Genomic DNA, 19,767 nt, shown 5'->3' with positions numbered 1-19,767 from the left:
AAAAGCAGTTAAGTAAGAACTCTAATGCTTTGGAAAAATTAGTAATTGGTTTTAGGGAACAGTAAAAACTATCCATAGTTATATGGATTAGAACATATCTTTTCTTCTCAAATATATTATGACAATTATTGTTATAAATAGCACTATAGAGGTTACAGTACCAAAACCGATTAGTGAATTAGAAAAAGGAACACCACCAACATTCATACCGAAAAGTCCAGAAACAAGAGTTGGTATAGCTAGGACAATGGTTACTGAAGTTAAATTTTTCATAACTAAGTTTTGGTTATTTGATATTATAGAAGCAAATGCATCCATAGTACCACTTAATACGTCTGCGTAAATATTACACATCTCTATAGATTGTCTATTTTCAATTATTACATCTTCTAAGATATCTTTATCTTCATCATATTTTTGGAGAACCTCAAGCTTGAGAAGTTTTTCTAGGGTTATTTCGTTAGATTTTAAGGATGTAGAAAAATAAACCAAAGACTTTTGCAGAGCTAAAAGTTGAATAATTTCTCTGTTTTTCAATGACTTATAAACAGTTTTTTCTATTAATAAGCTTTTTTTATTTATTTGTCTTAAGTACAATAAATAGTAGTTTGAAATTCTAGACAAAATTTGAAGCATAAATCTTATTTTCTTAAAAGTAAAAAAAGATGAAATTTTATTATTTATAAAATCAGTTAATATTTTGCTGTTTTTTAAGCAGACAGTAATTATCACATTTTTAGCATTAATTATTGCTAATGGATATGTATCATAGGTCAGAGAATTTGCATCTATATCAGTAAAAGGTACGTCTAAAATAACTAATGTACAATCATCTTCTATCTCTATACGGGAGCCTTCTTCTTCGTCTAAAGCAGCACGTAAAAAATCATTAGGTATATTTAACTTCTGAGATAAAAGCAAGGTTTCTTCATCAGATGGCGAAACCAAGTTTATCCATGAACCTGGCTCTATGTCATCAATATTACACAAATTTCCTAATACATCACTTTTATAAATGGAAATCATTTTATCACCTCCATATCTTAGGCTAATAAATATTAAGCATATTGTCAATAATATTTGACAATATGCAATTAATTAATCATAATAGTAGTGTTAAGTTATTAAATTTATACATAAGTTATTATTATTACATAGTTTATAAAAATATGTAAGTACATTATCACTGGAGGTTTTTATGGGGTTAGGTGATCTTTTATTAGTTGCACTTGCAGTATCTTTAGATGCTTTTGGAGTAGCTCTTTGTATTGGACTAAATGACAAGGCCACTAAAGTGCAAAAATTGTTATTTGGAATATCTTTTGGATTTTTTCAATTTTTGTTTTCGTTATTAGGAGGGTTTGGGGGAAAATTCTTCACGGAAAAAGTTGCATCAGTACCATCAGTAATAGGAGGCATTATTATTGCCATTGTCGGCATCATGATGATAAAGGAGGGACTTGAAAATAAAGGTGAATGTCCTATACTCCACCCTAAAATGTATCTTGTTTTAGGGATATCTGTAAGTATAGATGCAATTGTTGTTGGTTTTATAACTTTATCTAATATAACAGCAGTTTATACTTTAATTTCATACACTTTACTCATAGGAGCGATTACTCTTGTAATGTGTATAATTGCTTTCATAATTTCTAGATATTTAAGCAAAATAGAAGTGGTAGGTAAATATGCTGACTACATTGGAGGAGTTATTTTAATATTATTTGGACTAAAGATGATATTTTTTTAAGAAAGGATGAAAAAAATGATTAACAAATTAAGAGAACTAAAATCTTACGAAGCTTTCAATTTTTTTAGAGAAATGAATGAAATACCAAGAGGTTCAGGCAATGAAAAAGCTATTAGTGATTGGCTAGTTAAATTTGCTAAAGACCGTAATTTAGAGGTAATACAAGACAATGCCCTAAATGTTATAATTAAAAAACCAGGAACAGCAGGATATGAAAATGCACCAACCGTAATTCTTCAAGGACATATGGATATGGTATGTGAAAAAAATCAAGGAACTGTTCATGACTTTGAAAAAGATCCAATTGCTTTTATAGTTGAAGGCGACACACTAAAAGCTAATGGTACAACATTAGGTGCTGATAATGGTATAGCTGTAGCCTTCGGTCTTGCTATTCTTGATTCAAAAGAAATTGCACATCCTCCAATTGAGTTACTTGTAACTACAGAAGAGGAAACAGGAATGGGTGGGGCTATGAATCTAGACCCTTCAAACTTAAATGGTAGAATGTTAATAAACATAGATTCTGAGGAAGAAGGAACTTTACTTGTTAGCTGTTCAGGCGGAATTAGATCTAAAATGTCTGTTCCAGTTCAATATGAGGACGTATCAGAGCAATATAGTACTTTAGCTATAAGAATTAGAGGACTTAAAGGTGGTCACTCTGGTATGGAAATCAATAAAGAAAGAGGAAACTCTAACAAACTAATGGGACGATTCTTAATGGATCTAAACTCTGTAGTTGACTTTAAATTAGCTTCAATAAATGGTGGAGCAAAGATGAATGCTATACCTAGAGAAGCTGATGGAATAATCTTAGTAAGAGAAGAAGAAGTTAATAGAGTTCAAGATAAAATATCAGAGTGGAGCAAGATATTTGCAAATGAATTACAAGGAATAGATCCAGACTTATGCCTAAAGGCTGAGAAGTTAGATGAGAACATTACAAGAGTTTTCAGCGATGATAGCAAAATAAAGGTTTTAAGAATGCTATTCTTAATGCCAAATGGAATTAAATCTATGAGTATGGCAATTAAAGATCTAGTTCAAAGCTCAACAAACCTAGGTGTAGTTACAACTACAAATGATTCAGTGGTATTTGACAGTGCTGTTAGAAGTTCTGTTAAAAGCTTAAAGAAATCAATTTGTGATGAAATGATAGTTCTTACTGAAATTTTAGATGGAAGTATTGAGTTTGAATCCGACTATCCAGAGTGGCAGTATAATCCTCAATCAGAAATCAGAAACGTATTTGAAAAAGTATATGAAGATACATTTGGAAATAAACCTCATATTTCTGCTATCCATGCAGGACTTGAGTGTGGTTTAATAAGTGATAAGTTTAATGGAAATATAGATCAAATTTCCTTTGGACCTAATATATACGATGTTCATACTCCAAATGAACATATAAGCATATCTTCAGTAGAAAGAATGTATGACTATTTAGTAGCAGTATTAAAAGAAATTAAGTAATTTAATAGAAATTTAAAAATAAAGGCTTCCTAAACACAGGAAGTCTTTTAATATATATCTGAAAACCTTAGTTTTATTTTCGTTTAAATATAATAAAAAGTTATTGAAGTCATGTTATTGAGAAATGTATGCATTTAGTGTATACTAGTACTAATGAATTTAAATGTAGGGTGATATTATGGATGTAATACAATGCCTAAAACAAAATAATTTAAAAGCCACAAAATCAAGAATTAAAATTATGAGTATAATTTATCAGTCAGAACAGTGCTTAAGTGCTATGGATATTTATAATAAATTAGATATAGAAAGTATTGATATAGACCTTTCTACTGTATACAGAACACTAGAAACTTTATACAATCATGAAATTGTAGATAAATTTGATTTAGGTGAGGGAAAATATAACTATAAATTAAAGGAAAAGGGTCATAAACATTTAATTGAATGTGATATATGCCACAAACATGTAGAAATAGATTGTCCAATGCAACAAGTCCAAGAATATGTAAAAGCAAAAACTGGGTTAACATTATTAGATAGTTGTGTTAACTTAAATAGAGGAATATGTAAGGATTGCAGTTCAGAGAATAAAAAACAATAGGAACGTGGATAGTATTCCTTTACTTTCCACGTTCCTTTATTGTTTTTCTGAATATGAAGTTTGTAAGTTATAACTTTATAAGGCGATTTGTTTTCTATGCCTTTCACATCAACAATTGCAAAGTTTCCATCAGAAAATTTGATTTCATAGTTTTCAAGGGAATAAAGCTTATATTTGTTAAATAATCCAGTGGTTGTATAATTTTTTATTGCATAATCTAGATCTTTACATTTATAGGCAGTATATTTGCTACATATTATTGAAAATACTATTGTTATAAAAAATATTAATAAAAATGAAAATTTTAGTTTTTTAAATTTTTTTAGCCCTAACTTTTTCTTTTTAACTTTTTGATGTTTTGGTTTTACTATTATTTTTGTACTCAAGGTGTACACCTCCAGGAAATAAATAAGGTGATAAAACTATAATATTATAATATACATAAAATGGTAAAATGTCAATAAATTACAATTAGGAGATGAGATTATGGATTTTTCTTCTTTAGTTCTTATGGAAAAGGACAAAGATACAAACTACTTAACAAAGGAAATTGGGAGTTACGAAGTTGGTGAGGGTGCTAAATATATTACCAAGTTATTTTATGATGGTGAAAATATAAATCTTTATTTTGATACAAATAAAGATGTTGAGGAGTGGGAGTTCACAGCCATATTCGATTTATTTGATGAAGAGGTTTTTAAAGCATGTGGATTTGATCTGCAACCTTATGATGAAGAATATAATCCAACTTGGGTTATAAAATTTGCATATGACGAAGACTATAATGAAGTTAAAAATAAAATTAATGAAATTTGCAGCTTAATTAACAATGCCATGGATAAAGTTTTTAAAGATATTTCCGACAAAAAGCAACAATATTTATAAAAACAGTGATATTATAAATTTATCTATAATTAAAGTAAATATCATTCTTTGTAAATAGTGAAATATAAATAAAGTAAATAGTTGGATTATATTCATGTTTTAAGCAGAAGTTGCGATTTACAGTGCAATTAAAATAAATGCAATTATAATAGTAATTTACTAAGATTATTTAATGCAAAGAATAGGCTATTTTAAGCAGCAAATTTTAGGGGGAACTATGCGATTAGAATACATTAATAGAGTAAATGAAAACGAAGTCTTAGGAAAGAATGTTTACACTAATGATGGAAGAGTTTTGTTAAGATCTGGGGTGAAATTAACTAATCAGTATATAAGGAAACTTCATCAGTTAGGCGTATATTATGTATACGTGGAAGACGATAGATTAGATGATATAGAAATTGAAGATGACAAGTTGAATTTGCTAAAACAGGAAACTATGAAAAGTCTATCCGTAATAATTAAAAATACAGGAATGTTAGATAAAAGTTATATAAAACAATGTTTATCAATTTTGGATGAACTTGTAGAATACATTATGGAGCTTGGAGATGTAAATAAAAGCTTATATGATATAAAAACTCATGATAACTATACATATTTGCATAGCATTGACACTGGTATAATGTGTACTTTTCTTGGGTTATCCCTAAATATGACAAAACAGAGCATAAAAGATTTAACAATTGGCGGAGTTTTACATGATATAGGAAAAGTTAGGGTCCCTTATAGTATTATAAATAAAGAAGGACCGTTAACAGAAGAAGAATTCGAAGAAATGAAAAAACATCCCATTTACGGTAAAGAAATGTTGAAGGAAAATATAAGTATACCTTACTCATCTATTGTAGGAATTGAACAACATCATGAAAAGATAAATGGAAAGGGTTACCCCTATGGATTAAATGGAAATGAAATTTCTAAATTCGGAAAAGTAATTTGTATATGTGATGTTTATGATGCTGTAAGTAGTGATAGAAGTTATAGAAATAAATTTAGCCCAAGTGACGCTTATGAACTTATCCTAGCAGGATGTGGAACAAGCTTTGATCCTGAAATAGTTAAAACCTTTAAAGAAACCTTTTCGGTATACCCTTTAGGGTGTTGTGTCAAACTTTCAAATGGGGTAGAAGGATATGTAATAAGACAGAATAAGAATTTCCCTGATAGACCAGTGTTAAGGGTGCTTTATGATAGTATGACGAAAAAACCTATAAAGTTTTATGAGGTTAATCTGCTAGAGACACCAAATCTAATTGTAGATAGTGTAATATAATTAATAATAAGTACATAACTGATTTTCAAAGGCTAAACTAGCAAGAAGTAAGGTGACTTGCTAGTTTAAAATTTCATATAGATGTAAAATTAAAGTAATATTTATTAGTTTTTAATAAATATTATCTAATAGTTTATATAAGTTCTGATATATGATGAAGTTACATAATATAAGCTATAAAATAAGGGGGATTATGGTGAAAGTTTCAAATATAAAAGCAATAATTACAGAAAAGGATTTAGAAAATATTTTTAATGACTTACTAATAAACTATGCTAAAGTTAAAGAGGTAAAAATTAATAAGGTATTAATAAATGATGAAATAACTATTACTGGGGCGTATTCCATGAAAATTAATATTCCCTTTGAAGTGAGAATTTCAATTATTGAAGTAGTTGACAATAAGATAACACTTCTTTTACAAAGTGTTAGTATAAAGAAAATAAGTATCAACAGAAGCATAAAGAAATTTATACTAAAACGAGTAATTAGTGAGTTCCAACAAATTGGTATTGTTGTAATCAATGACATAGTAAGAGTGGACTTAGATAGGGTATGTAAGGTTATTCAATTAGTACACTTTAACTTATTAAGTGTGAATTTAATTCCAGGTGGCATAGAGGCAGAACTTAAAAACTTTAATTTCCGCAGTGATGAGTTAGACACTAAATCAGATAAAGTTAAAGATGGGAAGAGCGCAGATTGTTTGTTAGATAACACTGCATATGCGTTGAAAAATAACCCAGAAAAAGCATGCTTAGAAAATGAAAAAAACTTTTGGAGTTATTCTACTGCTAGAGAAAAAATAAGTAAAAGATTTCCTCAAAAATATAATAAGTTGCAGGAATTTATACTTTTAATGCCAGATATTTTAGCTTTACTTCTTAGATTGTATAAAGATAAAAGAGTTAATAGTGAAATTAAGTTAACAATTTCTATAGCAATAACCTATTTACTGTGTCCTCTAGATATTTTACCTGATTGGATACCATTACTAGGAACTTTTGATGATATTACAGTAATGTTATTTATATTAAATAAAATATTTTGTAACATCTCTGAAGAGGTTATATTGGACAACTGGGAAGGTGAAAAGAATATTGTTGAAGTAGTTAAAAAATATGTAGAAATATTATCTAGTGTTTTAGGTATTAAAAAAATTAATAGTTTAATTAATTTTTGTAGTAGGATTTTGGAAAAAGGTTATAAATTTTTCATAAATTAGACAATAGGAAGTGATTACATGGCTAAAAAGTATTATGGAATTAAAAAGGGCCTTGATCCCTCTAACAAACAAGAAGTAAATAATATTATTGTTGAAAGTTGGGATGAATGTTTAAAGTACGTAAAAGGCGTTAAGGGTGCAATTTATAAGAGCTTTCAATCATTAGAGGAAGTAAAAAGTTATTTAAGTGAAGATACTAAAATATTGAAAAAAGGAATGGATAATTATCCTATGGAAATACCACATGCTTATGTGGATGGAAGCTTTAACAGTTCAACTGGAAAGTATGGTTATGGAGTGGTAGTAATACAAAACGGAGTAATTATTCATATTGAAAGTGGTACTGCAAAGGATCAATCGGAAAAATCACTAAGACAGATTGCTGGAGAACTTAAAGCAGCTATAAGAGCTACTGAATTCGCAGTTACCCATAATTTTAGAGAGTTGGTAATATTTCATGATTATGAAGGAATTTGCCACCATGCTACTGGAAGTTGGGATAGAAAAGATAAATCTTCGCAATTATATTTTGAGGAAATCAATCGCATGAAGAATGAGAATAATTTAAATATTATTTTTGTAAAGGTAGATAGCCATACCAATGACTTTTTTAATGAACTAGCAGACGAGGAAGCAAAAAAAGGTGCTGAACTTAGTGTTAGTGGATCTGTTGACAAACTTATTAAAAATTTAAAAATTAAAGTATTAAATGATAAGATTAAAGATGAAATAAGTGAATTAATATCTTCCTCATATATTGAAAATGTTAAGATTGAAAATATAAACATTAATAAAAAGTTAGTTTGTGATGAGAGAGAAAAGACAGTGAGGGATGAGACAGAAAGGATATTAAGTTTTTTAGAAAAGGAAAGCTTACTAGAATACATTAATACACTAGACAATAATAGAAAGATAGAAATAATAGAAAGTCTATGGGCTTTCATCAAAGGTAAAGGGTATTAACAATTTCATTAGTGAATATCCTATTATTTATACAAACAGTAAATTTTATGGATTATTTTTTTTAAAAATGCACATTATATTATTATAAATTGAGAAAGGATGTGCATTTTTATGAAGATGTTAATGAAATTAGCTATGGTAGGAACAGCAGTTGGATTAGCTGCTAATTATGGAATGCCAATGATGAATAGAAGAACTAAAAAGAAAGTTAGAAGACAAGCAAGGATGCTTCAAGGAATGATGGGGAGTATGTTTAACAATTTAGTTGGAGTATTAAGATAATAAAACAAGTAAAGGTTATCTATTCGTAGATAACCTTTCTTTAATTAATAATAATCCTAGAGAGTTAAATAATTCTTTAGAATTATTATTGTTTTATATTATTTCATTCAATTTACAGAGCATATTACTAAGTGGTATTCTTTATAAAACAATTTATACTTAGTGTTGGGCACTTATATTATTACGGAAAAGCACATAGAACATTGAAGTAAATTGAACAAGAATAAGTTTTTATAGGATATCAGTTCATTTTTCAAGTTATGTTACGATAATCTAGATATTGTTAAAGAAACAAATTGTAAAAATTTTATATAAAAACCTTGTGCTTTCATAAAAAAAATAAAAAAAATCATGATTTGAATAAAAGTAAATCCATAAAATGTAGAAATTTTTGCAATTTTGTATGTTTTTATGGTATAATAAGTGATAGTACAATGGTGAAAACTTATTTAGAAATTATTATAGTTAAAACTATTTTAGAGAAAAGGACGATAATTTTATGAAGATTTTATCTTTGGGGGAAAAAATTAAATTAAGAAGAAAAGAGCTTAATTTAACTCTTAAAAATCTTGCTGGTGATAGAATTACAGCTGGTCAAATAAGCCTTGTTGAATCCAGTAAATCTAATCCAAGTATGGATTTGCTGGAGTACTTAGCTGCAACTCTTAATGTTAGTGTGGAATATCTAATGGAAACTGAAGAGACACAAGCAGATAAGATATGTAGATATTACGAAAATATAGCAGAATCAAATATTTTAAATGAAGAATTAGTACAAGCTGAAAAAAACATTGAAACTTCTCTATTTTATGCAGAGAAATATGAACTTGAAGTTAGAAAGGCTAAAAATCTTTATTTAAAGGCTACAATTTACGTAAAAAAAGGGGATAGTGCACTAGCTCAACAATTTTTGTTAACAGCAAATAGTATTTTTATAAAGAATAACTTAAGTGAGGATGTTATAAATACATTTATTCTACTTGGAAGCATTACTATGAATTTAAAAGCATATCATTCAGCTTATAGTTATTTTCAGCAAGCAGAAAAGGTTTTTCAAGATAGTAATTTAGGCGACGATTTTTTAATTGGCCAAATTTACTATTACATAGGTTGCACTTTTTTTAAGTTGGGTATGATTGACAAGTCTATTAAATATTCATATTTAGCGCAAGAAAAATTCAAAAAGATAGACAATAAAAAGGCTTATGCAGCTTCTTTGATGGAATTATCTAAGGGATTTTCAGAAAAAGGTGATATGCAAAGTGCGATTTTATACTCAGAAAAAAGCATCAAAATATACAGAGAAATAAATAACAATAGCTATGTTGCAGAGATTGAAAATGAAATTGGTAAGCTATTTTCCGAATTTGATAATTTGGAAGAATCTTTTATACACTTATTTAAGGCTAAAGAAATTAGAGAGAAATCTAATGATAGTAAAATAGTAGAAACCTTATGCAATATTTGTGAGAATTATATTAAACTTAAAGATGAAAAAGGTTCTAAAGAGATGTTAGGGGAAATATTAGGTTACTTAGAAAGTGGAAATGATAAAAACGAAAGAACCCTTTGTGATTATTATCTATTGAAATATAGGGTTGAACTTTTAGAAGGTAAACTGAATGAAGCGGAAAATACATTAATTCAAACTCTTAACTTTGTAACTAAAATGGGTTATAAGAAGGAATGTGCAGAAATTTCTATAATACTTGGTAAATTCTATATTGATAACGGAAGAGATAGTGAAGCGGCAAAATATCTGAGCGATGGAGTGAAAGCTTTAAGTGATTTAAATATATTAAAGGACTTTTGATAGTGGGTGATAAGTTTGGAAATATTATCAACAGGGGAAAAAATAAAAAGGGCTAGAATTTATAAAGGATTAACTTTAAAGGATATATGTGAAAATAAGGTTTCTGTTTCAAAGATGAGTTGTATAGAAAATAATAAAGTTGCTGCTGAAGATTGGATTTTAGAGTATATTAGCGAAAAACTCCATTTAGATTTGAATTATTTAAAGCATGATGTTAAGGAACAAATTGAAGAAAATATAAAAGTATTTCAAACAAATTCTGATATAGCTGAAAACATTGAGGAGTTAATATATAATCTAGAATATGCTGAGAGGTATGAATATTACGACCTTGCATGTAAACTTCTACACATACTTTTTAAAATTTATTTGAGTAAGGAAAAATACGAAGACCTAAGTGTAATTATTCCTAGGTACTATGACATGTGCCAAAAATCAAAAAATGAGATGCTTATGGTAGATTTTTATATGGCCATAGCAAGTTACTTATATAATAATAGAGAGTTTGGACAAGCTTGTAGCTATTATACTACTGTAAGAAAAACATTGAAGGAAATGAATCTTAAGAAGTCTATTCAATATGCTAAAGCTACCTATAATGAATGTGCATCATATATAATGTTGAGTGAAAATGAAACCGCATATAATATGTCTAAGGAGCTAGAGGAAGTAATAAGTTTAACTGAAGATAATGTACTAAAGGGTGAAACTTATCAGATTTTAGCTTTGTTATGCATTTCATTAGGAATAGATAAATTTTATGATTATAAGGAAAAATCTCTTGCCTGTTATGGGGATAATAGCGATAAGAAATGTAGATCATTACATAACTTTGCTGTATCCATGTTTGAAAACAATTTAAGAGAAAAAGCCTTAGAATACATTAATATAGCAGTTGAGGAATTTCCTAAGGAAGATAAGAGAAAATTATGTGATTTCTTAGTATTAATAATTGATACATTGATAGAAAGCAAAGAATTAGATTTAGCACAGGAGCATTGTGATAACATGCTTAATCTAGCCATTACCTTAGATAATTTAGTTTATATAGAAAGAGCATATTACTTTAAAGCATCAATTTTGCAAAGTCAAAATAATTTTATTATGGCAGAAACCTATATGAATCTGTCTCTGGATACCCTTGTAAAGATTGGAACTAAAACTCAAATATATAAGAGGTATTTAGAAATGGGAAGTATGTATCACAAACTTGGGGAAGTAAAGGATGCAATTAAATTTTTAAATTTAGCTTTACAGTTAGAAAAGAAAATATAACCACGATAAAAGCTACATAGTTTTGCTATGTAGCTTTTATCGTGGTTTAAAGGTTTCTTTTTAATATAGCTTCCTTTGCTTTAATTTCTAAAGTGTCATCAAGCGTTGTTAAGGAGATTTCGTTATATTTATTTTCTAAAGCGATTTTAATTAACCTATCAGCAAGCTCGGGGTTTTTAGATAAAAGGCTGCCATGGAAATATGTGCAAAATGAGTTTTTATAGATACAACCTTCTTTTTTATCTTCACCATTATTACCGTAGCCAAGTTTTACAACACCTAAAGGTTTTAAATCTCCTATATAAGTTCTACCAGAGTGGTTCTCAAAACCAACATAAGTTTCCTGAAATTCTTCATTGAAAATTATGGTATTACCAATAAATCTTTTATCCCCTGCTTCAGTATAGATATCTAGTATCCCTAAACCTTCTAACCTTTCACCTTCAAATGTTGTATAGTACTTTCCAAGTAATTGATAACCTCCACAAATACTTAAAAATACTCTGCTACTTTCTATATAATTTCTTATGGCATCTTTTTTATTTTTGATTAAATCCTCTGAAACAATTGATTGTTCGTAGTCTTGCCCACCACCAAAAAATACTATATCATAATTGTTTTCATCAAAACTGTCATTGACAGAAATATTAAAAATATTTACTTTAATACCTCTTTCTTCAGCTCTATGCTTAAGAACAAGGATGTTTCCCATATCTCCATAAACATTTAATAAGTCTGGATATAAGTGACATATATTAAGTTCCATTAATTCATCATTCCTTACCATAGTTTTTGTATATACCCTTCGTTATGAAGTAATTTTCTAAGATGAAGCATTGCAGTGTAAGTTGCTAAAATATAAGTAGTATTATTGCTACAATTTTTTAGAGCGCTTATGAGTGACTCATCATTTTCACAAAGAAGAAACTTATCCTTAGGAAGACCTGCAACCTTTAGTCTTACAGCCATATCATAAAGTCGCGTGCCAGAAATGATAATATCCTCAGTATGGAGAGTGCTAAGTTTTTCAAAGTTTACATCCCAAATCCAGGATACATCTGTTCCATCCGCATAATTATCATTTAGCATTACAGAAAGATTTATAGGTTTATTATCTAATAATATTGTATTTAATGCCTGGTCATACCCTGCAGGATTTTTTACTAGTATAATTTTAACTTCTTTTCCATCAATAAGTATAGTTTCCTGCCTTCCAAAACTAGTGCTTTGTTTTTGCAGAGAAGCTTTAATTACTTCATTATCGATATCTAATTCCTTACCAACTGAATATGCACAAAGGCCATTGTATATGTTATATTCTCCAGCTTGATTAATAAAATATGTATCATCGTTAAGAACTACAGTAGAACCTTCAGGGTTAAGTTCTAAGACGCTGTTTACAGTATATTTTAGTTCAGGTCTTTTATAGCCGCATTTACCACAGTAATAACTACCAAGATGATTATATGTTACAAAGTCATATTCATAAGGGTTTTTGCAAACTTTACAGAATTTGCTATCTGCATTTACAGCAACTTTTGTGTTTTCTTTTATTGCTTTGCTAAAACCATAATAAACCACAGGGTTAGAAACTTCTAATTTACCAAGCAAAGATTCATCACCATTTAAAATTAGTTTGGTAGTAGGGGTTTTAGCTATTCCCTGTAGAATTTTTGAATAGGTGGTATATACTTCGCCGTATCTATCCATTTGATCTCTAAATAAGTTGGTAACAGTTATAATGCTAGGGCTTAAATCTTCTGTAATAGTTTGAAGATAAGCTTCATCTACTTCTATAACGGCATACTTTTTTTTGTTTTCTTTAAAGAGTTTATAATTAGAAATAAAACAAGTAATAATACCAGTATTCATATTTGCCCCTGTATCATTAGTTATTACTTCTTTTCCACTTTCTCTTATAATGCTGTATATCATACTAGTTGTTGTTGTTTTACCATTTGTTCCTGTAACTAGAATAGTTATATAATTTTTAGATACAGTATTTAAAATATGCTTATCAAAAAGTAGGGCTATTTTGCCAGGAAAGTTAGAGCCACCTTTAAATAAGAGTCTTGAAGTCTTAAGAATTAATTTTGAAGTAATTATACCTAATAAAGAATTAATTTTGATTTTAGACACTTCCTTTGTAGTATATTTCATAGATTTTAAAATAAATAATATATTTGCTTAAAAATAAAAATCCATTAGTTTTAATTGATACGCTATCAGTATAACTGCTGATTATGTTTTATCCTAAGTTGTAAATCTACAGTAGTATATTATAGCATAATATAGTACAATAATCCTACTATAATTGATAGATTTAAAACTTATTTATGAAAGTTTGGTAATGTCATTGGGCTAAAAAACATGAATTTCAATTATTAATCTATGAGTAAGGAATAAATCCTTATAGTAATTGTTGCTATAATACATAATAGTTTTAGTAGAAGGTGGTTAAATGAAGAAATTAGGATATATTTATGCCTTAGTATCAGCAGTTCTTTTTGGAAGTGCTGGTTTGTTTGTAAAGCTTGGACAGAGTGAGCTAGACTCAGTAAGTCTTCTTACACTTCAATATATTATTGCAGTAACAATAATGTTTGGAGTGTTATTTGTAACAGATAAGAAATCATTAAAAGTTACCCCAAACCAGTTAAAGGATTTAGCCATATTAGGTGTAGTGGGAAACACTTTTATGACGGTTTTTTATTACTTATCCTTCGATCATTTACCTGTAGCAATGACTACGGTATTACTAATGACATACCCTATAATGGTATTTTTCTACTCGATAATTAAGGGTCAGGAAAAAGTGCACAGCAAAAAAGTTATTATAGTAATAATGGCGTTTATAGGATGCATATTAACTTTAAATATTACAACAGAAGGGGTTTCGTACTCTGTGCAGGGTATACTGTATGGATTACTTGCTGCCTTATTTTATGCATTTATGAATATCTTTTCTGAGACTAAGTTTTCAAAAGTGTCACCTTTAGCAACGAATGCATATTCAACTTTATTTTCATTAGTAGCATTATTGATTTATAAGTTTCCTTTTTTTGTTCTCGCAGATGGTATTAGTTTTAAAACCTATGGGTATATAATAATATTAGCTGTTTTTTGTGAAATAATCCCTTTAACTTTGCTTTATGCAGGAATTAAACATATTGGAGCGGTAAAAGTAGCTGTTATTTCTAACCTGGAAATACCAACATCTATACTTATTTCATACTTTATGCTGAAAGAGGGGATTTCTGCTACTCAATTGCTTGGTGTATTTATAGTTATTTATTCTATATATTTAATAAAAAATAAAGAATAGAAGATATTGTGCTACATTATTGAAGAAAGTGAACATTTTTAGGTGGAACATTGACGGTTTTAATTCAAAAACCCTTAATTTGCTATTAAATATTAAATTTTTTCTTGCAATTTATTTTAAAAGTAGTAATATATAATTATAGAGTGCTTTTTAGTACAAGCATGAAATATATGTAAACGTTAAACATTGAAATTCGGGGGTAAGGATTATGAATTCAAACAGTTTAGAAGGGTTACAAATCAACACTTCTAAAAATATTTTCAAAAATTTAAGTGCAGCTTGTTTAGTAGAACATGCAGTTAAAAGAGGAGAAGGAACTCTTGCAGAAAGTGGAGCATTAGTTGTAAATACTGGGAAGTATACTGGGAGATCACCTAAAGATAGATTCATAGTTAAGCAAGAGAGTATAAATGGTTTAATAAACTGGGGAGAAGTAAATCTTCCTATAGAAGAAAATGTTTTTAATAAGTTATATGAAAAAGTTACAAAGTATTTAAGTGATAAGGACTTATTTGTTTTTAATGGATATGTAGGAGCTATGGAAGAATATAAAATGAATATTAGAGTTGTAAATGAGTATGCCTCAGAAGCATTAATGTCAACTCAATTATTTAGAAGACCAAGTGAAGAGGAACTGAAAAGTCATTCTCCACAGTTTAATGTGATAGTAGCTCCAGGATTTAAAGCTAATGGCAAGGAAGATGGAGTGAATTCAGAAGCCTTTATAATAATAAACTTTGATAAAAAAATCATATTAATTGGTGGAACACAGTATTCGGGAGAAATAAAAAAATCAATATTTTCAGTAATGAATTTCTTATTACCTTTAAAAGGGGTATTCCCAATGCATTGCTCTGCTAATATTGGAGAGGATGGGGACACAGCAGTATTCTTCGGACTTTCAGGAACAGGAAAAACAACTTTATCAGCAGATCCAGATAGAAAACTGATTGGAGATGATGAGCATGGTTGGTGCGATAAGGGAATTTTCAACTTTGAAGGTGGATGCTATGCAAAAACTATAAAGCTTGATAAAGAAAAAGAAGCTCAAATATACAATGCACTAAAGTTTGGTGCATTATTAGAGAATGTTGTTTTAGATGAGAATAATAGACCTGTTTTCGATGATGATTCATTAACAGAAAACACTAGAGGAGCTTATCCAGTAGAGTATATAGATAATGCAGATTTAAGCGGAGTTGGTCAGCACCCAAATACAGTTGTTTTTTTAACAGCGGATGCTTTTGGCGTTATACCACCAATATCTAAGTTAACAAAAGAAGGCGCTATGTACCACTTTATGTCAGGCTATACAAGTAAGTTAGCGGGAACTGAAAGGGGAATAACAGAACCAAAAGCTACTTTTTCAGCATGCTTTGGTGAACCGTTTATGCTTATGAAACCTTCTGTTTATGCAAAACTGCTTGGAGAAAAAATAGTGAACTATAATACTGAAGTTTACCTTGTTAATACGGGATGGACTGGCGGAGAGTACGGCACTGGGAAAAGAATGAACTTAAATTACACTAGAGCCATGGTTAAAGCAGCATTAGAAGGAAATTTAAAAGACGTTGAATATGAAGTAGATGAGATTTTCAATTTATATGTTCCAAAATCAGTACCAAATGTACCACAGGAAATATTAAATCCTAAGAATACTTGGACTGATAAAGAGAAATATGATTTTAAGGCAAGAGAGCTTGCAAAACAATTCCACAAAAACTTCCAAAAATTTGGTGAAGTTAGCGAAGATATTAAAAAAGCTGCTCCAAAAACCTTTTAATTTTAATAAAACTTAATTAGTTAAGAAGGCTATGATTAAAATCATAGCCTTTAATTATATTTAATATAAAGTTTATACTAAATACGTATTTTAATATAAAGTCTTATTCTATTTATAAAAAATATAAATGGGAAAATGTAAGTTAGCACCAAAACTGCTCGTTAGTTCCAGAGACTTCTGATAGTTGGAAAGTGAATTTTTGGGGGGAATAATTTAATATACAAAATAAAAGCTATTAGACTCATGAGGACTATTGCTATAAAGATAAGAAAAAGTTTATAATTGTATATATTTATAAAATAAAACTGGTGAGGAGCGGAAAAATGAAAACTTCAAGAATATTAACCTTTTTTATAGGGAGCATTATAGTATTATCGGGTATAGTGTTACTAATTTTTAGAAATAACTTAAAGGGAAATTCTTATGATTACAATGTTAAAGTAACAAATTGGGACAACTTATATGAAGGTAATAATATTCATTTTTATTATTTAAATAAAGATGACCCAAAGTTAATAGACCTTAAAAACAAATATGATTTTGACCAAGTAGTAAATGGGGGATCAAATGAAATTGAAAAGACAATTGCATTAATTAAATGGCTTAATACAAGAGCAGAAGTTAGGCCTTCAGCAATGGAGGCAAAGAAAAGTGTGGATGAAATGCTAATGGGACTGCAAAGTAATAAGGTGATATCTCTTCAGGATTATAATATTATACTTGAGGAAGCATTATCATCTGTGGGGATAATTGCAAGAACAGGAGAATTAAGAGCAAGTAATAATTTGAAAATTAAGAACAACAGCAGTTACAGTGTCTTAGAAGTGTGGAGTAAAGTACATGGAAAATGGGTAATGGTAGATGGAACTATAGAAAGCTTTATGAGTAGAGAGGGAATTCCGCTATCTGCTGTAGAATTAGTGAAATCCAATACAGATGGAATAATTGTAGAGAATGGTAAAGAAGCTTCGAAGTATTTAAAGGGAATTTCTCAGTATCTATATACTTATACTATTAAAATTGATAATAGTAAAGGTGAACAGTATAAAAGTAATTCTAGTATATCTTTTGTAAAAGATAAACAATATATTCAATTAGAAACCTTAGAGGGATATATTCAACCAACTATTTTTGTTGTGAAGGATAATGTGTTTAACATTAATCCTGAAATTGTATACAGAAATGATGATAGTGACAAAATACCAAACATTATATTTGCAAAACGAAATATCAAAGATGATACAGAAGACTATGTTAAATTTACTGTAGGCGCATTTATAAATAGTTATATGGTTGAGGATTATTATATAAGTATAAATGGAAAAGATTATGTTCCAGTAAAAAATTACTATGATTTGTCTTTGCCAGTGGGAAAAACAAGTATTTCAATATCTTTAGATGGAAAAGCACCAATTAGAACTGTAGAACTAGAAAAGTATAAAAAATAAAAAAATATATTAAAGTTCAAGTAATATTTAAGCTACTGATTTAAGCATGAATATCACTGGAGAACTATGTCAATAATTTGGGTAGAACTGAATTACATTAGAAATAACGGTTTTATTGCACTAAATTAGTAACCTAGAAAGTTCTGGGTTATTTTTTTGATAATTTAGTTAATTAAAAGAGGAATTTAAGAATTAATGAAGAATAATTTAAAAGGATTATAGAAAAGAAGTAAACAATGTTTAGTTGACATTATATTTAAAGAAAATTATAATTATTTTAGTTTAACTAGGTTAGAGGTTGGAGGCTGTTTATGAAAGAGATTAAGCGCTATTTAGAATCAAGAGAAGGGAATTATAGTTTTTATTTTGAGGATTTAAAAAGTGGATTTATTTATGGGTTTAACGAAAATGTGAAAATGCCTGCTGCAGGATGTATAAAGTTACCCATTGCTATGGCATTATTGAAAGAAGTTGAAAATGGGAAAGTATCCTTAAATGATTTGATTAGTATTGGTGATGAAGATAAAGTTTCTGGATTTTTCGGAATTATTCATGAATTTTCAGAAAAACAATATACATTAAAGGAACTGTTAGTAGCTATGCTTATTCAAAGTGATAATACCGCAGCTTGTAAAATTATTAATATACTAGGCATGGATAAAGTTAATAGCCTTATAAATGATATGGGACTAAAGTCCACAAAAGTTAACAAGTATCCATCAGAGGTTAAATTGAGTGATAATGAAGAAAATATTACAACAAGCTATGATTTATCCCAATGTTTTAAATTACTTCACAATAACACTGCTTTAAGTAAAGAGCATAGTAGATTAATAATAGAAACTCTAAAAAGACATCAATTAAATACAAGAATACCATTTTACTTTCAAAGAGAGATTCAAGCTAATACTGCTAATAAGATTGGAACACTTGAAACAGTTGAAAACGATACAGCACTGCTAAATTTCTCTAAAGGTGATTTTGTATATACAGTAATGTCTAATAATTTACCAACTAATGTATACGGAATTACCACTATAGCACGTAGCGGTAAAATGATGTTTGATATGGTTGATAAGGATTGGAATTAAGGTGTGAAGTTTATAGCTTCATACTTTTTTTTCTGAACTTTATATAAAAACTAATTTTAGGTTATAAATACTGGCACTTTCCTTGAGTGACTTAGAAAATAATAGCTTGATTATGAGACCCTCATAATCAAGCTATTATTTAACCCTAAAACTTTAATTTAGAATAAAGATTACTATTTATACACTTATAATAAACATCAATGCATCCAAGTGTATCTTTAATAGATAAAATAAGTAATTTTTAGTATTTTAAAGAATACAAAAGATAACTTAGTGTTGTAAATTAAAGAAGAGGGCTACAGTTTTGATTTTTTGATAAAATAAACTTCGTCGTCAGGAAGCCAAGTTAGTTTAAATGAATGATTTCATTAGAAACCTTGATAGACTAGGTGATGGATGATAACTTTATATAAGTCATCGATATTTAGTTAAAGGCGATGAATTGGGAAATTGGTCTTTGAAAATTAAACAGAGAAAAAGGTAAAACCAGTTAATTCTGAATCAGAAATGATTCTTAGTGAACGATAAGTTCACAAAATGACTTTAACAAGTCAGCGATAAATAGAGCATA

Annotated in this window: 17 protein-coding genes; 14 read left to right on the top strand and 3 right to left on the bottom strand. The window is 28.7% G+C overall.

Annotation, left to right across the window (positions count from 1 at the left end; genetic code table 11):
* Positions 1 to 87: 87 nt before the first annotated feature.
* Complete coding sequence (locus C661_RS0117695; RefSeq protein WP_017416692.1) at positions 88 to 1,026, bottom strand: magnesium transporter CorA family protein; 939 nt, start codon at positions 1,024 to 1,026, stop codon at positions 88 to 90.
* Between the two features lie 172 nt (positions 1,027 to 1,198).
* On the opposite strand from C661_RS0117695, the gene C661_RS0117690 reads away from it, so the two are divergent.
* The 10 genes from C661_RS0117690 to C661_RS0117645 all read left to right on the top strand — a co-directional run bounded on the left by C661_RS0117690 (position 1,199) and on the right by C661_RS0117645 (position 11,549).
* The gene (locus C661_RS0117690; RefSeq protein ID WP_017416691.1) at positions 1,199 to 1,750 is read left to right on the top strand and encodes a manganese efflux pump; all 552 of its coding nucleotides are present in this window, start codon (positions 1,199 to 1,201) and stop codon (positions 1,748 to 1,750) included.
* 15 nt (positions 1,751 to 1,765) lie between these two features.
* Positions 1,766 to 3,226, top strand: a complete 1,461-nt coding sequence (locus tag C661_RS0117685) for an aminoacyl-histidine dipeptidase (RefSeq protein WP_017416690.1) — start codon at positions 1,766 to 1,768, stop codon at positions 3,224 to 3,226.
* A 178-nt stretch (positions 3,227 to 3,404) separates the two neighbouring features.
* Positions 3,405 to 3,830, top strand: coding sequence for a Fur family transcriptional regulator (locus C661_RS0117680; RefSeq protein WP_017416689.1), 426 nt, complete (start codon positions 3,405 to 3,407; stop codon positions 3,828 to 3,830).
* 486 nt (positions 3,831 to 4,316) lie between these two features.
* Positions 4,317 to 4,715: a DUF6762 family protein gene (locus C661_RS0117675; protein ID WP_017416688.1), complete on the top strand. Its 399-nt coding sequence runs from the start codon at positions 4,317 to 4,319 to the stop codon at positions 4,713 to 4,715.
* 217 nt (positions 4,716 to 4,932) lie between these two features.
* Entirely contained in the window at positions 4,933 to 5,991 is a 1,059-nt protein-coding gene (locus C661_RS0117670; protein ID WP_017416687.1) for an HD-GYP domain-containing protein, read from the top strand.
* A gap of 196 nt (positions 5,992 to 6,187) precedes the next feature.
* On the top strand, positions 6,188 to 7,216 hold the full coding sequence (locus C661_RS0117665) for a YkvA family protein (protein WP_017416686.1): 1,029 nt from the start codon (positions 6,188 to 6,190) through the stop codon (positions 7,214 to 7,216).
* Positions 7,217 to 7,234: 18 nt separating this feature from the next.
* The gene (locus tag C661_RS0117660) at positions 7,235 to 8,179 is read left to right on the top strand and encodes a ribonuclease H1 domain-containing protein (RefSeq protein WP_017416685.1); all 945 of its coding nucleotides are present in this window, start codon (positions 7,235 to 7,237) and stop codon (positions 8,177 to 8,179) included.
* Between the two features lie 111 nt (positions 8,180 to 8,290).
* Positions 8,291 to 8,461 carry a hypothetical protein gene (locus tag C661_RS23765; RefSeq protein WP_017416684.1) on the top strand — a complete coding sequence of 57 codons (171 nt, stop codon included), beginning with the start codon at positions 8,291 to 8,293 and terminating at the stop codon, positions 8,459 to 8,461.
* Between the two features lie 499 nt (positions 8,462 to 8,960).
* Positions 8,961 to 10,274 carry a helix-turn-helix transcriptional regulator gene (locus C661_RS0117650; RefSeq protein ID WP_017416683.1) on the top strand — a complete coding sequence of 438 codons (1,314 nt, stop codon included), beginning with the start codon at positions 8,961 to 8,963 and terminating at the stop codon, positions 10,272 to 10,274.
* A gap of 6 nt (positions 10,275 to 10,280) precedes the next feature.
* Complete coding sequence (locus C661_RS0117645) at positions 10,281 to 11,549, top strand: helix-turn-helix domain-containing protein (protein WP_242826013.1); 1,269 nt, start codon at positions 10,281 to 10,283, stop codon at positions 11,547 to 11,549.
* Between the two features lie 46 nt (positions 11,550 to 11,595).
* Here C661_RS0117645 and C661_RS0117640 read toward each other — a convergent pair whose 3' ends face one another.
* Together C661_RS0117640 and C661_RS0117635 are read right to left on the bottom strand one after the other, a co-directional pair.
* Positions 11,596 to 12,315 (bottom strand): type 1 glutamine amidotransferase, encoded by a 720-nt coding sequence (locus C661_RS0117640; RefSeq protein WP_026051108.1) that lies wholly within the window; start codon positions 12,313 to 12,315, stop codon positions 11,596 to 11,598.
* Positions 12,316 to 12,329: 14 nt separating this feature from the next.
* Positions 12,330 to 13,688: a MurT ligase domain-containing protein gene (locus C661_RS0117635; RefSeq protein WP_026051107.1), complete on the bottom strand. Its 1,359-nt coding sequence runs from the start codon at positions 13,686 to 13,688 to the stop codon at positions 12,330 to 12,332.
* 322 nt (positions 13,689 to 14,010) lie between these two features.
* On the opposite strand from C661_RS0117635, the gene C661_RS0117630 reads away from it, so the two are divergent.
* From C661_RS0117630 to C661_RS0117615, 4 genes are all read left to right on the top strand, one after another.
* Positions 14,011 to 14,874 (top strand): DMT family transporter, encoded by an 864-nt coding sequence (locus C661_RS0117630; protein WP_017416679.1) that lies wholly within the window; start codon positions 14,011 to 14,013, stop codon positions 14,872 to 14,874.
* Positions 14,875 to 15,082: 208 nt separating this feature from the next.
* Entirely contained in the window at positions 15,083 to 16,657 is a 1,575-nt protein-coding gene (pckA, locus tag C661_RS0117625) for a phosphoenolpyruvate carboxykinase (ATP) (RefSeq protein WP_017416678.1), read from the top strand.
* 323 nt (positions 16,658 to 16,980) lie between these two features.
* Complete coding sequence (locus tag C661_RS0117620) at positions 16,981 to 18,105, top strand: hypothetical protein (RefSeq protein ID WP_017416677.1); 1,125 nt, start codon at positions 16,981 to 16,983, stop codon at positions 18,103 to 18,105.
* Between the two features lie 311 nt (positions 18,106 to 18,416).
* The gene (locus C661_RS0117615; protein WP_017416676.1) at positions 18,417 to 19,196 is read left to right on the top strand and encodes a serine hydrolase; all 780 of its coding nucleotides are present in this window, start codon (positions 18,417 to 18,419) and stop codon (positions 19,194 to 19,196) included.
* The last annotated feature ends 571 nt before the right edge of the window (positions 19,197 to 19,767 follow it).

The organism is Clostridium tunisiense TJ, assembly GCF_000300195.1.
Classification (GTDB): domain Bacteria; phylum Bacillota; class Clostridia; order Clostridiales; family Clostridiaceae; genus Clostridium_J; species Clostridium_J tunisiense.
The sequence above is the reverse complement of the archived record's forward strand: the minus strand, read 5'-3'. Positions and strand labels throughout refer to the sequence as shown.

What these genes read in the sequence shown, in the direction of transcription:
- C661_RS0117630 (WP_017416679.1), top strand. Translation starts at nt 14,011, where the DNA reads ATGAAGAAATTAGGATATATTTATGCCTTAGTATCAGCAGTTCTTTTT.
- C661_RS0117660 (WP_017416685.1), top strand. Translation starts at nt 7,235, where the DNA reads ATGGCTAAAAAGTATTATGGAATTAAAAAGGGCCTTGATCCCTCTAAC.
- C661_RS0117690 (WP_017416691.1), top strand. Translation starts at nt 1,199, where the DNA reads ATGGGGTTAGGTGATCTTTTATTAGTTGCACTTGCAGTATCTTTAGAT.
- C661_RS0117650 (WP_017416683.1), top strand. Translation starts at nt 8,961, where the DNA reads ATGAAGATTTTATCTTTGGGGGAAAAAATTAAATTAAGAAGAAAAGAG.
- C661_RS0117615 (WP_017416676.1), top strand. Translation starts at nt 18,417, where the DNA reads ATGAAAGAGATTAAGCGCTATTTAGAATCAAGAGAAGGGAATTATAGT.
- C661_RS0117695 (WP_017416692.1), bottom strand. Translation starts at nt 1,026, where the DNA reads ATGATTTCCATTTATAAAAGTGATGTATTAGGAAATTTGTGTAATATT.
- C661_RS0117620 (WP_017416677.1), top strand. Translation starts at nt 16,981, where the DNA reads ATGAAAACTTCAAGAATATTAACCTTTTTTATAGGGAGCATTATAGTA.
- C661_RS0117670 (WP_017416687.1), top strand. Translation starts at nt 4,933, where the DNA reads ATGCGATTAGAATACATTAATAGAGTAAATGAAAACGAAGTCTTAGGA.
- C661_RS0117675 (WP_017416688.1), top strand. Translation starts at nt 4,317, where the DNA reads ATGGATTTTTCTTCTTTAGTTCTTATGGAAAAGGACAAAGATACAAAC.
- C661_RS0117640 (WP_026051108.1), bottom strand. Translation starts at nt 12,315, where the DNA reads ATGGAACTTAATATATGTCACTTATATCCAGACTTATTAAATGTTTAT.
- C661_RS0117685 (WP_017416690.1), top strand. Translation starts at nt 1,766, where the DNA reads ATGATTAACAAATTAAGAGAACTAAAATCTTACGAAGCTTTCAATTTT.
- C661_RS0117680 (WP_017416689.1), top strand. Translation starts at nt 3,405, where the DNA reads ATGGATGTAATACAATGCCTAAAACAAAATAATTTAAAAGCCACAAAA.
- C661_RS23765 (WP_017416684.1), top strand. Translation starts at nt 8,291, where the DNA reads ATGAAGATGTTAATGAAATTAGCTATGGTAGGAACAGCAGTTGGATTA.
- pckA (WP_017416678.1), top strand. Translation starts at nt 15,083, where the DNA reads ATGAATTCAAACAGTTTAGAAGGGTTACAAATCAACACTTCTAAAAAT.